Genomic DNA, 11,942 nt, shown 5'->3' with positions numbered 1-11,942 from the left:
TTCCTCCAAGTATCCTGCGATGATGCTGCCTCGCTGTGTTGCCGTTCTTCTTGTCACCGCCGCGATGGTCGGCTGGAGTTCCATGCTCGCGATGGCGCCCTGCTCCTCATTCGCGCTCAAGGGCAAGGACGAAGTGTTGCTCGCGAAGAACTTCGATTGGAATTTCGACGGGGGTTACCTGGTCAAGAACCCGATCGGTGTGAAGCGAAGTTCGCTCCCGCTCTTTGGCGGCGAACCTACGAGCTGGACTTCCATCTACGGAAGCCTCACCTTCACGCAGTACGGCGCCGGATTGCCCTACGGCGGAATCAACCAGCGCGGCCTGGCCATCGAAATGCTCTGGCTCGACGAAACCGTCTATCCCGCCACCGCGGCGCGCACGATCAGCGAGCTGGAATGGATCCAGTACCAGCTCGACACTCGCGCGAATGTGGCCGAGGTCGTCTCCCACCTGGACGAACTGTCGATCCGCCCGATCGCCGGGAAAATCCACTACATGTTGGCGGACGATTCAGGCGACCGGGCGCTGGTCGAGTTCATCGATGGCGTGCCGAAGGTGCAACGCGGCGGCCTTGGAGCGCTGGTCTGCACGAACGACACGCACCGGCTTTCCGAACTTGTGTTCGACAAGCTCCGCACCCTCAAGCTGAATGGAAACACTTCGTGGGTTCGCTACGCGCGGCTGCGGCTCGGAGTCGAGGCGCCCGACGCGACGCCCTCCGTCGAAAGCTCATTCGCGGAGCTGGAGAAGGTCGCGGAAAAGGGATCGACCTACCGCACGCAATGGTCGGCGGTCTACGAGGTCCGCAAGGGTCGCGTCCACATCAAGCCGGGCAACGACTCGCGTGTCTTCGCGTTCGATGTGAACGCACTGGACTATTCCACAAAAAGCGGAACGGCCTACCAGGATCTGTTTGGCAAGGATCTCAGCGTCGCAAAGTTCGAACCCCTGACCGCGGCCGCTCAACAGTCCTTGCTCAGCCGCAACCTTCCGAAGGTCGGCCTGAACAACCAGCTGGACGCCATCGCCGGCCACTTGCTCGATCCCTCCGCGTCCACAGTGCGCCCGCTCGATGACCGCGCGACATTGTTGGTTCGGGTACGGGTCAAGGCTCCCGGTGCCTTCGCGCGGATCGCGGTGTTTCAAAACCAGGGCGAGATCACCGACCAGAAGTCAAAATACGCCGGCTCGGCGCTGCTCGACACCGAGCAGCGCGACTTCGCGTTCTACAACCTTCCCGCGGGCAAGTACGCGGTCGGAGCCTTCCACGATCACAATCAGAATGGCCGCCCCGATCCGGGCGAACCGCTGGCCTTCTTTCATCCGGATTCGAAAGTCACCGGCTCCAACTTCGATGACTTGGCGTTCGAGTTGAAGGACTCGCCGAAGACGGTCGAGATTGTGCTCGAGTAATTCGCCGCGTGTCCGGCGGGGGAGCCGGATGCATTAGCGAGCGCCAGCGCGCCGGCTCAACACGCCCCTTCGCTACGATCCCGCCATGGAATCCGAAGTCGCCGGCTGGCTGAGCGTGATCTTCCGCTTCGTGCACGTGCTGGCTTCGATCATGTGGATCGGCAACTCGCTCCTCTTCACATGGATGGAGCTGAACCTGGTCGCCCCCAAGTCCGGCGAACCCAATCCCGACAAGGATCTGCTGGGCCACCTGGACATGCTCCACGGCGGCGGCGTCTTCCACCTGCAGAAGCGCGTCATGAATCCCGGCGCGATCCCCTCGCCGCTGCACTGGTTCAAGTGGCAGTCCTACACCACGTGGATCACCGGAACGCTGCTGCTGCTTTCGGTCTTCTACATCAACGGCGGCACGCCGCTTCTCGACGCGACCAAGTCCGACCTTTCGGGTTGGGCCGCCATCGGCCTGAGCGCCGGCGGCATCGTGGGCTGGTGGCTGGTTTACGACCTAATCTGGCGCAGCAAACTCAAGGAAGTTCCGGCGCTCGCCATCCTTCTTTCGTTCGCGCTGCTGATGTCGGCGACGGTGTTCTTCAATCAATACTTCAACGGCCGTGCGGTCTTCCTGCAGGTGGGCGTGATGCTGGGCTCGGCGATGACGGCCAACGTCTTCTTCCACATCATGCGCAACCAGCGGAAGTTCATGGAGGCGCTGCGGGCGGGGCAGCCGCACGACCTGAAGTACGGCAAGGCGGCGAAGACCCGCTCGATGCACAACCACTACATGACCTTCCCGGTTCTTTTCATGATGCTCAGCGCGCACTTTCCGCAGCTCATCAGCGCCGACTGGCTCTCGCCGATCCTGGGCGTGGTCATCGTGGCGCTGATGCTGGTGAAGTTCCTGATGAATTCACGCTACGTCTTCAGCGGCTGGCTGGTGGGAATCCTGGCGGTCTTCCTGATCGCGTGCGGGCTCATCAAGGTGCTGCTGATCATGCCCGCGAGCTCGTCGGATGCCGGATTGACCCCGGAGCAGAAGGGGGCCAAGCTGTTTGTCGCCCAGGGCTGTGCCGCCTGCCATCAGGCGGGCTCCGCGCAATTGGCGCCGAACCTGAACAAGATCTGCAACTCGACCGTGCTGCTGGCCGATGGCGGCCAAGTGGTGGCGGACGAGGCCTACCTGCGCGAATCCATCGAGCGGCCGCAGGCGAAAATCGTCCGCGGGTTTCCCCCGACCATGCCGCCGGTCTCGCTCACCAAGGAGCAGCTCGATTCCCTGATCGCCTATCTCAAGACGCGGTGATTCGACAGTGCGACCCGCCAAGCGTGGCGCGCCCGCGAATCAGGTTTTCGAATTCGCCTTGCCGCTGCGTGGAAAGGGCGCCAGATCCGGTTCCACGAACTCCGCCTTGGCCTGCCACGACATGATCCGGTCGCGCGAGTAAAAGAAGCGCAGCGCCTTGCGATTCAGCAAGTGCTCCTGGGCCTGCAGAAATTCCTCCGCGCCGGCCGCCGGGCCATATTCACGCAGAGTGAAGTCGACCAGCCGCATCCACGCCTGCGTCATGGTCTCGTGGTAGCCGCGATCCAGCGACTCCGGCGTCTTGGTCGCAGCGTTGTAGCGCTTGATGCTGGCGCGGATCTTGTCCAGCGCCTTCTCATAGGGAAGTTGGCACAGGTAGAGGTAGGCCACCTTGATGTGCGTGGGATGCTTCCACTGCTCGAAGGGCAGCGTGCACTCCTCAAACGATTTCAGGAATGCCTCGTCGGCCTGGGCTAGCACGGCCGCCAGCCGAGCACGCGAGCGGGAAGAAAGAGAATCGCCTTCACCAGGGCGAGCAGTGCGCCAATGCACACGCTCAGCAGGTAGAGAACCGGCGCGGCGACCAGCGCCAGCAGTGCCAGAGGCCAGCAGAGCACCAGCAGGATGCACCACAGCACGAAGAGGATGAGGAATCGCATGGTGAAATCTCCGAAAGAAAAACCCCGCCCAACGAAGGCGGGGTTCAGAATATCAGGGTGTTGTCGCGGATTGCGTCAGGTGATTTCAACGCCAGTGGCCCGGCCGATGCTCCCAGCCGCCCGGGCCGCCGCGCCCGGGACCAGCATGCCCGCCGCCAGGTCCGCCACCTCCAACGCCGATATGCCAGGAGCCGCTGCGACCCCACGAGCCGCCGATCCAAATGGAGTTCGGATGAGGGGGCCTGCACCAATAGCCTCTTCGCCAGGACCAGCGGTTGTTCCAGCACCATTCGCCACCGATCCAGACATAGCCCGGGCCGGGCGCGATCACCACGGTTTCCACGATCGGCGGCGGCGGCTGCTGGCTCACATACACAACCTGCTGCTCCTGTGGTGGCGGGGCGATTTGCGTCACTTGGACGTCGGATGAGGAGCTGCCGGATCCCACGGCGTTGATCATGCAGTCAAGCGTCCGGTTGCTCACTCCTGCGTCGCGCAGATCGATGATGTCCGCGGCGCTCAGGCTGTACGTCGAGCCCGAGGCACGCACCTGGCTGATGATGATGTCCTCGGAGATGCCGGCCTTCGCCAGCGACTTGACGTCGGCAACGCTTAGAGGGCGGCCCTGCGCTGCAGGTTGAATCGGTTGCGGCGCTGGCTGGCTGCCGGCCACCGCTCCCATGAGAATCCGGCTCGGCGGACTGTAGGTCGTGGATGCGCATCCGTTTGAAGCCAGGAACACCGACACCGCCGCCAGAGCCAACGCTTGAGTTTTCATTTTTGTCACCGCTTCGTGATCGAGCAACACTGAGATTTCATGTTCGACGCGAGTTCCATCGGCAAACGGACGCGAAGTGAATTAATTGCAAAGGCGAATGAACGAGGCGGAGCGGTCCGCAATAGAAGCCCGCCGTACGAGAGCGACTCAACCTTGTTCAAATGAAAAACCCCGGTCGATGACCGGGGTTTGATTCTTTGTGAAGTGTTTGCCGTCCGGAGTCGTCAGCGACGACGGCGGGAGGTCAGCAGACCACTGAGTCCGAGCAACGCGGCCGTTCCCGGAGCTGGAATCACGGTGTTGACTTCGAACGGAACGCTGTATTGATAGCCGCTGTTCCATGGGCCCGCAGCTCCGTTAAAGGAGACTTTGAGGGAGCCTTCCGTATAGCCCCCCAGGTAGGAGGCTGCAATGCCCTGCATGCCATCATCGGCGCTGGCCACGGAAAGGCTCCACATGTAGTTCTGGCCATCCAGGATCCAGATGGGATCGTCGCTGAAGTCGAAGATGGAGGGATTTGGATATCCCCCAAGTTGGCTGGGGTGAAGAGACCGGGCTGCCATCGCCACATCCGGATTGCCACCATCCGTGGTCCAGATGGTCAGAGTGATGTCCTGGAAACCGCTGCTGCCGATGTAGCCGATGGACACATTCTGAAGCAGGCCGGTGGCGTGCGACAGGAAGGTCTGGCCCCAGGCGGTGTTCGAGCTCGCACCCACGGTGAGTCCCACGCCAAAGTCTCCGCTCCAGGAGGCGGCGATGTCGGCATTGCTGGTGGAAGCCATTCCGGTCAGACCCATGAGGGCGACCGCGAGCGGCAACGAAGTGGCGACAGCCGAAACTTTTCCCAGTCCAAATGAATTTGACATTCTTGTTTTCCCTTAAATGAAATTTTCAGAACCTTTTCCCATCACCTGCTTGTGCCGATTGTTCCAGTTGAACGGAACCTTCAGCAATCGCACACTGCGCCGATAATCCTGGATGTCCAGAAAATGTTTCACCTTTTTTAAAATTCCCTGTAAATAATTTTGCTTTGCGAAAATTCCTCCCATCCTCCGAGAACAGAATTCTGAAAGACAAAACTTCTGTAACTTATTTCATTTCAAAGACTTGCGATGTTTTGGAGGGAGCGATCCCAGACCCCATTGGCCTCAGCCCAGGACTTCCCGCCTGTCGCCAAGGATGGTCTTCAGCTGCTCCCGCTTTTCGTCGAGCAACCCATCGGTCGCGGCCCGCACCACCTCAAGCAGATCGCTGGCTTCGCGAAGCCGGGCGATGGAGACGTAATCGGCGCCGGCCTGGAGCAGCGTGTCGACCTTGCTCAGGACATCGGCGGTGGAAATGATCTTTGCCTCGGGATTCAGCTCGCGCAGCACCTTCACCAGGCGCTCGTTGGTGATGCCCTTGAGGAAGGAATCGGGGACCGTGCAGATGAGCACCTCGGCGCGATCGACCCCCGCATGCAGGAGCGTCTCACGCTGGCTGATGTCGCCGTAGATCACCCGGATCTTGCGCTCCAGGAGGCCGGCACGGGCGACGGGGCTGAAATCCACAACGGTGGTGTCGCCGATCAGATCCGGCGCGTGCCGCTGCATCTCCTCCAGAAGCGAGCTGGCAGTGCGGAAGAAGCCCAGGAAAATGATGCGGGATTTTCCCTCGGGGTGTCCGCCCGGGGCGTGCGTGTCGTCGTGGGTAAAATCAAGATCGCGGAATCCCCGCGCCTTCAGCCAGGGAATCATGCGGCGGACGATGTTGTCCGAGTGCGACATGCCGAAGCTGGAAATTCCCGCCAGCAGCGCGAAGGCGAGACCCACCATGCCGGCGGTGGTCGGGTCCTTGAGATGTCCGGCCTGCGTGCCCAGCGCCAGGACCACCAGCGAAAACTCGCCGACTTGGCTGAGATTGATCGAAGTGATGAGGCTGGTCCGCAGTCCCTGCTTCATCAGGAAGAGCGGCGTGAAGGTGGTGAGGAAACGGGAGACCACCAGAAACACGCAGAAGACCACGGTCCAGAGGGCCAGCGCGAAGGAGGGCACGGGGATCTGCATGCCCAGACCCACAAAAAACAGCGTGACGAAGAAGTCGCGCAGCGTGGTGACCTTGGCGGTGACGTCGAGGGCGTAGGGGAAGGTGGAGAGTGCCACGCCGGCGATGAGGGCACCCATTTCGCGGGAGAGATCCAGGCGGGCGCCCAGCTCGCCCACCAGGAAGCACCAGGCCAGGGCGCCGACCTGCACCAGTTCCGGCGAGCGCGCGATGCGGTGGAACACCGCGGGCAGGACGAACTTGCTGATCGCCAGCGTGATGGTCACCAGCAGCACGACGCGGGCGAGCGACATCAGCAGGATTCCGGGCGCCAGATTCTCCAGGTTCGGCTGCATCGCCAGGAAGACGATCGCGGCGAGATCCTGCAGCACCAGCACGCCCAGCGTGATCCGCCCCGTGAGCGTGTCCAGCTCCTGCTTCTCGTAGAGCAGCTTCACGATGATCACGGTGCTGCTCAGCGCCGCGGCGATGGCCAGGTAGAGCGCGTCCCAGTTGCCGCCGCCCAGGCCGAAGCCGCAGGCCCAGAAAAATCCCACCCCCAGGGCGGCGCCGCCCAGGATCTGCACCAATGCGGTGATCGTGATCGAGCTGCCGGCGCTGATGATCTTCTTCAAGTCGATCTCGAGGCCGATCATGAAGAGCAGGAAGATCAGCCCGAGCTCCGAGATGGAGTGGATGTTCTCCGTCGACTGCACCATGCGGCTGCACGAGGGCCCGAGCACGAATCCGCCGACCAGGTAGGCCAGCAGCACGGGCTGGCGGAAGTGGTGCGCGAGCAGGCCGAGCAGCCAGGCCGCCACGATGCTGAAGGTGATGTCTTGGATGAGTTCGTGCAAGGGAGGCAGTCCGTGGCGCCAGCGGTCGAGTCAACTCGATAATGAAATGTATACACTCGCCCCCGAATGCGATCCCTGATCCAGGCCTACAAGAAATCCGATCCCTCCGCGCAGAGCTCCATCGAGATTCTGCTGCTCTACCCCGGCATCAAGGCGCTGGCGATCTACCGAATGGCGCACTTCCTCTTCGAGCTGAAAGTCCCGTTTTTCCCGCGGGCCCTGGCGGAATTCTCGCGCTGGCTCACCGGCATCGAGATTCATTCCGGGGCGAAAATCGGCCGGAACTTCATGATCGACCATGGCATGGGGGTGGTGATCGGCGAGACCGCCCAGATCGGCGACGATGTCATCCTCTACCACGGCGTCACGCTCGGCGGCGTCTCGCTGGTCCCGGGCAAGCGCCATCCCACCATCGGCAATCGCGTGGTGATCGGGGCCGGCGCCAAGGTGCTGGGCAATATCACCATCGGCGACGACTCGCGCATCGGCGCGAACTCCGTTGTGGTGGAGAGCGTGCCGCCCAACTCGACCATCGTCGGCCTCTACGGCAAGGCCCAGAAGCGCGTCACCCCCGTCCACGACATCCAGACCGACTATGTCATCTAGCACCCTCGTCGAAGGAAAAACCAGCATGAACGTCTTCAGCGACATCACCGCGACCATCGGCAACACTCCGCTCATCAAGATGCAGCGCATCGGCCAGAACCTGCCGGGCGAGCTGCTGCTGAAGCTGGAGTTCTTCAATCCGCTCGGGTCGGTCAAGGACCGCATCGGCCTGGCCATGATCGAGGCCGCCGAGAAGGGCGGCCAGCTCAAGAAGGGCAAGCGCGTGGTCGAGCCGACCAGCGGCAACACCGGCATCGCGCTGGCCTTTGTCTGCGCCGCCAAGGGCTACCCGCTCACGCTGGTCATGCCCGAGACGATGTCGCAGGAGCGGCGCACTTTGCTGCTGCTCTTCGGCGCCGAGGTGATCCTGACCCCCGGGCCGCTGGGCATGCGCGGCGCCGTGGCCAAGGCGCTGGAGATCCAGGAGCAGGACGAGAGCGTTTTTGTGCCGAGCCAGTTCGAGAACTCGGCCAATCCCGAGATCCACCGCAACACCACGGCGCTGGAGATCTGGCGCGACACCGGCGGCATGGTGGACATCGTGGTCACCGGCGTGGGCACCGGCGGCACGGCGACCGGCGTCGGCGAAGTGCTCAAGCAGCACAAGAAGACCGTCAAGATCATCGTGGTGGAGCCGGTGGAATCCGCGGTGATCTCCGGCGAGAAGCCGGGGCCGCACAAGATCCAGGGCATCGGCGCGGGTTTCATTCCCAAGAACCTCAACCGCGGCGTGATCGACGGCATCGAGAAGGTGAACAGCGACGAGGCGATCATCATGGCCCGGCGACTGATCAAGGAGGAGGGGATTCCGGTCGGGATTTCCTCCGGCGCCGCCGTGGCGGCGGGCATCCGCGTGGCGTCCAAACCCGAGAACCGGGGCAAGAAAATCGTGGTCGTGATTCCGAGCTACACCGAGCGCTATCTCTCCACGCTGCTGGCGGAGAAGGAGCGCGGCGAGGCGGCCGCCCTGAAGGTGAGCACGGTGGACGAGAAGTTTCTCGCCCGCGTCGGCAACTAGCGCTCCGTCTCCGCAAGCAATTCCCTCAAATAATCCTGCCAGATCAGGGGCAGCGTGTGCGTGCCGTGGCCGCGGGTCTGGTCGGTGATGGGCAGCAGGACGAAGCGGCCATGCTTGACCTTCTTGATCTCGCGCTCCATCAGGCCCAGTTCCGGCGGGTTGATCTGGTCGTCCGCGGAGTTAACCGCCAGCAGCGAGGCCTTGATCGTGTCCAGCTTTGGCACCGGGTTGTATTCGCGCGATGAGCCGAGCTGGTAGAGCAGATCATTGGCGTCGAGCTTGGCGACCGCGTCCTTCACCCGCTGCGCGTAGAAGGCATCCGCCGCGTCGCGCGTCGGGTATTGCTTCTGCCAGTAGAGTGGCGCGCTGCCCACGACAAGCAGGATATTTTCCGCCGCGATCAGGCCGTGCAGCGGCTGGGTCTTGTACTCGCCCCCGAGCCACTCGGGGTCGTCGCGGATCGCGTCCATCGCCATGCGCCGCCAGATGCGGTTGCGGCCCGCGATCTCCACGGGCAAGCTGGCCAGCGGCATCAGTGCGTCCATGAAGTCGGGATAGGTCTCGCCCCACACCCAGGTGTGCATGCCGCCCATCGAAGTGCCCATGACCAGGCGCAGGTGGTTCACGCCCAGCTTCTTGGTGAGCAGCTCGTATTGCGCGGCGACCATGTCGTCGTAGGTGTAGTGGGGGAAGCGCGCGTGCATTCCGTCGCTGGGCTTGCTCGAACCGCCGTGGCCGATGCCGTCGGCGAGAACGATGAAATACTTGTTCGCGTCGAGCGCGCCGCCGGGGCCGAAGAGCACATTGGCGAATTGCGGGCCGAGGAATTGGGTTCCCGCGCCGCCGGTGCCGTGGCCGATGAGCACGGCGTTGCGCACCTCGCCCTTGGCGTCGCGCTTGGGCTCGCCGATGGTGCGGTAGTGGATCCGCAGCTCCGGCAGCGTTTCGCCGCTGCGGAAATGGAAGTCCTTGATGAGGTAGTCGCCCTCGACCGGCGCGGGATAGTTCGGTGCAGCGGGGGTGTTTGGTGCCGGCCCGGCTTGGGCCGGCATCGTCGCTGGCGAAGCCGACGCGTTCTGGACTTGGGCGGGACGGGTTGGATCCGGCGCCGGAGGAGTCTTCGCCAGGTCCGGCTTGGCGCATGCGGAGAGGACAATGCAAAGCAGAAGTGCGAGTCGGCGCATGAAGAATCTCCCTATAGCGATTGACTGGTGGTGGTCGCGCAAGCGGCGCCGCGGCCGAAGACCAGGTATCCAAAACAGATCGCGAAGATCGCGTAGGCCATCGAAGCGAACAGGAGCGGCCCGGAGAAGCCAATCGCGTATTCATGCTTGAGCAGGGCGATCGCGCCCACAGTGAAGTGCACGAAATTGCCCAGCGTGAGCGGCCGGGAATAGATGCCGCCGACCACGAAGCCCTTGGCGGTCCAGTTCACCATTGCGAAACCGATGTAGAGCGCACCGAGAACCTGAACCAGAACGGGAAGCGGCTGGTCCGTCGGCCCATGCATGGCGCCGAGCAGTTCGACCGGGGCGAACGTCGCGGCCAATCCCGCTGCTCCAAGCGCGACGCTGCTCGCGACCATCAGGTATTTCGTGTTCATGAATTTTCCTTGTCCCGGCGGTCCACCGACATGATCTGGTCAAGCGACTTGCGATGGATGTCCGGCACCATGCAATCCTCCGCAGGGTATCCCAATGGAATGAGCAGGTAGGGTCGCTCGTGGGCCGGGCGCCCGAGGATCGAGGTCAGAAATTTCATCGGACTGGGCGTGTGGGTCAGCGCGACCAGACCCGCATGGTGCGCGGCGGCCAGCAGAAACCCCACGGCGATGCCGACAGACTCGTTGATGTAGTAGACCTGGTCGGAGTCGTTTTGCATCAGGTCGTCCTTGGCCAGCTTGAACACCGCGATCAGCCAAGGGGCGATCTCCAGGAAGGGCTTGTGCTCGTCGGTGCCGATGGCCCGCAGGTCGCGGATCCATTCAGGGTTGGCGCGGCGGGAATAGAACTCGCGCTCCTCCTCCTCGGCCGCAATGCGGATCTCCTTCTTGAGGGCGGGATCCTGCACGGCCACGAAGCGCCAGGGCTGCTTGTTGGCGCCGCTGGGCGCCGTGCCGGCGGCGCGGATGATGTTCTCGATCGCCTCGCGCGGGACGGGCTTGTCGGAGAACATCCGCACGCTGCGTCGCTGCTTCATGCGTTCATAGAAATCCCGCGACGCACTTGTCGCGTCGGGCTGCGGTGCGGCGGAGCGGTGGTGTATGAAGACGGGCTGCGACATGGCGGGCGGCGCCCGCATCGTACTAGTTCAGATTCGCCTCAAGGGCATGGACCGAAGTCGAGCAGCATCAATCCAACGTCGGCGGCGTCCACCACGGCATCGCCGTCGAGGTCTTCCGGGCATCCCGGACAGTTGCCGAAGGCGAGCAGCAGGAGCCCCATGTCGGCGCCATCCACATAGCCGTCCCCATTGAGATCGGAGCGACAGATGTACCCGCTGAAGACGAGATCATCGATGGCGAGACCAGCATCGTTGGCCACATCATTGGTGTCCTGCCAGCGAAAATAGAAAGTGTCGCCGGGGTTCCAGTTGATTCCGCTCAGGGTCATGTAAGTCGGCCCCAACTGGACCAATCCCACATTGGCGGTGGTGGTTCCGGAAGGCGACCCGCCAATGACGTCTCCGAAGGGATCGTTCGTCATCAGGGCGGAGGAGAGAAAGTTGCTGCTGGTGATGCCCGATGTGGAAAGGCCGTAGGCGAATTGGAGCGTGTTGACCACGCCAAGCACGGTGGCCGAGGAATTGCTCGAGGAGCGCCACTGCTGCGACTCGAAATTGATGGTGACCACATGCAGGATGGCCCCCGAGGTGTTGGTGATCGCGGCTCCGAACGCAGGCACGGTGGATCCGCTGGCGAGCGAGCCGAGCGAGCGATTGCCGGAGCTGGTCGCGCCGTAGGAAAAAATCGCGCCCGAGTTCGATGCACCGGAGTCAACCATCAGGTTGACCGGTGTGGTCAGTGTTCCGGCGATGCGAGCGGCTTGCCATGAAGTGCCCGCAGCGGAAATCGCGGTCAGGGCGCCTTGACTTGCCAATGGACCCGTTCCGCTGATGGCGGTCGCGGCGCCGCTTGACGGCAGGGAGTTGAAGTTCTGGCTGTAGGAGTACGCCTGCGCTGAGGCGATCGAAGCGAGAACCATCGGGAGGGCAAGGAGGAGGGTGATGGTGCGGTTCATGGGCGAGAGACCTTTCGAGTCAGCATGTGCGAACGCATTCACGACC

The 11,942-nt window shown here is 62.9% G+C and carries 13 protein-coding genes; 4 read left to right on the top strand and 9 right to left on the bottom strand.

The annotated features are described in order from the left end of the window. Nucleotides 1-19 precede the first annotated feature (19 nt). Nucleotides 20-1,414, top strand: a complete 1,395-nt coding sequence (locus tag K8R92_06775; GenBank protein MCE9619595.1) for a DUF2141 domain-containing protein — start codon at nucleotides 20-22, stop codon at nucleotides 1,412-1,414. An 85-nt stretch (nucleotides 1,415-1,499) separates the two neighbouring features. Next, a complete protein-coding gene (locus K8R92_06770; GenBank protein ID MCE9619594.1) occupies nucleotides 1,500-2,714 on the top strand; it encodes a urate hydroxylase PuuD in 1,215 nt (404 codons plus the stop codon). Nucleotides 2,715-2,753: 39 nt separating this feature from the next. Here the strand turns inward: K8R92_06770 and K8R92_06765 are convergent, their stop codons facing one another. The 5 genes from K8R92_06765 to K8R92_06745 form a co-directional block, all read right to left on the bottom strand. After that, nucleotides 2,754-3,194 (bottom strand): hypothetical protein, encoded by a 441-nt coding sequence (locus tag K8R92_06765; protein MCE9619593.1) that lies wholly within the window; start codon nucleotides 3,192-3,194, stop codon nucleotides 2,754-2,756. Beyond that, nucleotides 3,188-3,373: a hypothetical protein gene (locus K8R92_06760; protein ID MCE9619592.1), complete on the bottom strand. Its 186-nt coding sequence runs from the start codon at nucleotides 3,371-3,373 to the stop codon at nucleotides 3,188-3,190. Before K8R92_06760 ends, K8R92_06765 begins: the two co-directional genes overlap by 7 nt. A gap of 85 nt (nucleotides 3,374-3,458) precedes the next feature. Next, nucleotides 3,459-4,151 carry a YXWGXW repeat-containing protein gene (locus K8R92_06755; GenBank protein MCE9619591.1) on the bottom strand — a complete coding sequence of 231 codons (693 nt, stop codon included), beginning with the start codon at nucleotides 4,149-4,151 and terminating at the stop codon, nucleotides 3,459-3,461. A gap of 224 nt (nucleotides 4,152-4,375) precedes the next feature. After that, entirely contained in the window at nucleotides 4,376-5,020 is a 645-nt protein-coding gene (locus K8R92_06750) for a hypothetical protein (GenBank protein ID MCE9619590.1), read from the bottom strand. A 282-nt stretch (nucleotides 5,021-5,302) separates the two neighbouring features. Continuing rightward, nucleotides 5,303-7,033, bottom strand: a complete 1,731-nt coding sequence (locus tag K8R92_06745) for a cation:proton antiporter (protein ID MCE9619589.1) — start codon at nucleotides 7,031-7,033, stop codon at nucleotides 5,303-5,305. A 66-nt stretch (nucleotides 7,034-7,099) separates the two neighbouring features. Between K8R92_06745 and cysE the strand changes: the two genes are divergently transcribed. After that, nucleotides 7,100-7,639, top strand: coding sequence for a serine O-acetyltransferase (cysE, locus tag K8R92_06740; protein ID MCE9619588.1), 540 nt, complete (start codon nucleotides 7,100-7,102; stop codon nucleotides 7,637-7,639). Between the two features lie 25 nt (nucleotides 7,640-7,664). Then, nucleotides 7,665-8,657, top strand: a complete 993-nt coding sequence (cysK, locus tag K8R92_06735) for a cysteine synthase A (GenBank protein MCE9619587.1) — start codon at nucleotides 7,665-7,667, stop codon at nucleotides 8,655-8,657. Here the strand turns inward: cysK and K8R92_06730 are convergent. The 4 genes from K8R92_06730 to K8R92_06715 are packed head-to-tail and all read right to left on the bottom strand — an operon-like array spanning nucleotide 8,654 to nucleotide 11,896. Beyond that, nucleotides 8,654-9,841 (bottom strand): alpha/beta fold hydrolase, encoded by a 1,188-nt coding sequence (locus K8R92_06730; protein ID MCE9619586.1) that lies wholly within the window; start codon nucleotides 9,839-9,841, stop codon nucleotides 8,654-8,656. The two genes, cysK and K8R92_06730, sit on opposite strands and share 4 nt — an antisense overlap. Before the next feature lie 11 nt (nucleotides 9,842-9,852). Next, complete coding sequence (locus tag K8R92_06725) at nucleotides 9,853-10,260, bottom strand: hypothetical protein (GenBank protein ID MCE9619585.1); 408 nt, start codon at nucleotides 10,258-10,260, stop codon at nucleotides 9,853-9,855. Then, on the bottom strand, nucleotides 10,257-10,940 hold the full coding sequence (locus tag K8R92_06720; protein ID MCE9619584.1) for a nitroreductase family protein: 684 nt from the start codon (nucleotides 10,938-10,940) through the stop codon (nucleotides 10,257-10,259). The genes K8R92_06725 and K8R92_06720 overlap by 4 nt, the downstream gene beginning before the upstream one ends. Before the next feature lie 38 nt (nucleotides 10,941-10,978). Beyond that, complete coding sequence (locus K8R92_06715; GenBank protein MCE9619583.1) at nucleotides 10,979-11,896, bottom strand: hypothetical protein; 918 nt, start codon at nucleotides 11,894-11,896, stop codon at nucleotides 10,979-10,981. Between the last annotated feature and the right edge of the window lie 46 nt (nucleotides 11,897-11,942).

The sequence above is a fragment of the Planctomycetota bacterium genome, assembly GCA_021414025.1.
Taxonomy (GTDB): Bacteria; Planctomycetota; Phycisphaerae; order Phycisphaerales; family SM1A02; genus SYAC01.
The sequence above is the reverse complement of the archived record's forward strand: the minus strand, read 5'-3'. Positions and strand labels throughout refer to the sequence as shown.

Bases quoted from the DNA above. Each gene is read 5' to 3' on its own strand.
- K8R92_06730 (MCE9619586.1), bottom strand. From the start codon at position 9,841: ATGCGCCGACTCGCACTTCTGCTTTGCATTGTCCTCTCCGCATGCGCC.
- K8R92_06750 (MCE9619590.1), bottom strand. From the start codon at position 5,020: ATGTCAAATTCATTTGGACTGGGAAAAGTTTCGGCTGTCGCCACTTCG.
- K8R92_06775 (MCE9619595.1), top strand. From the start codon at position 20: ATGATGCTGCCTCGCTGTGTTGCCGTTCTTCTTGTCACCGCCGCGATG.
- K8R92_06770 (MCE9619594.1), top strand. From the start codon at position 1,500: ATGGAATCCGAAGTCGCCGGCTGGCTGAGCGTGATCTTCCGCTTCGTG.
- K8R92_06720 (MCE9619584.1), bottom strand. From the start codon at position 10,940: ATGTCGCAGCCCGTCTTCATACACCACCGCTCCGCCGCACCGCAGCCC.
- K8R92_06715 (MCE9619583.1), bottom strand. From the start codon at position 11,896: ATGAACCGCACCATCACCCTCCTCCTTGCCCTCCCGATGGTTCTCGCT.
- K8R92_06725 (MCE9619585.1), bottom strand. From the start codon at position 10,260: ATGAACACGAAATACCTGATGGTCGCGAGCAGCGTCGCGCTTGGAGCA.
- cysE (MCE9619588.1), top strand. From the start codon at position 7,100: ATGCGATCCCTGATCCAGGCCTACAAGAAATCCGATCCCTCCGCGCAG.
- K8R92_06760 (MCE9619592.1), bottom strand. From the start codon at position 3,373: ATGCGATTCCTCATCCTCTTCGTGCTGTGGTGCATCCTGCTGGTGCTC.
- cysK (MCE9619587.1), top strand. From the start codon at position 7,665: ATGAACGTCTTCAGCGACATCACCGCGACCATCGGCAACACTCCGCTC.
- K8R92_06755 (MCE9619591.1), bottom strand. From the start codon at position 4,151: ATGAAAACTCAAGCGTTGGCTCTGGCGGCGGTGTCGGTGTTCCTGGCT.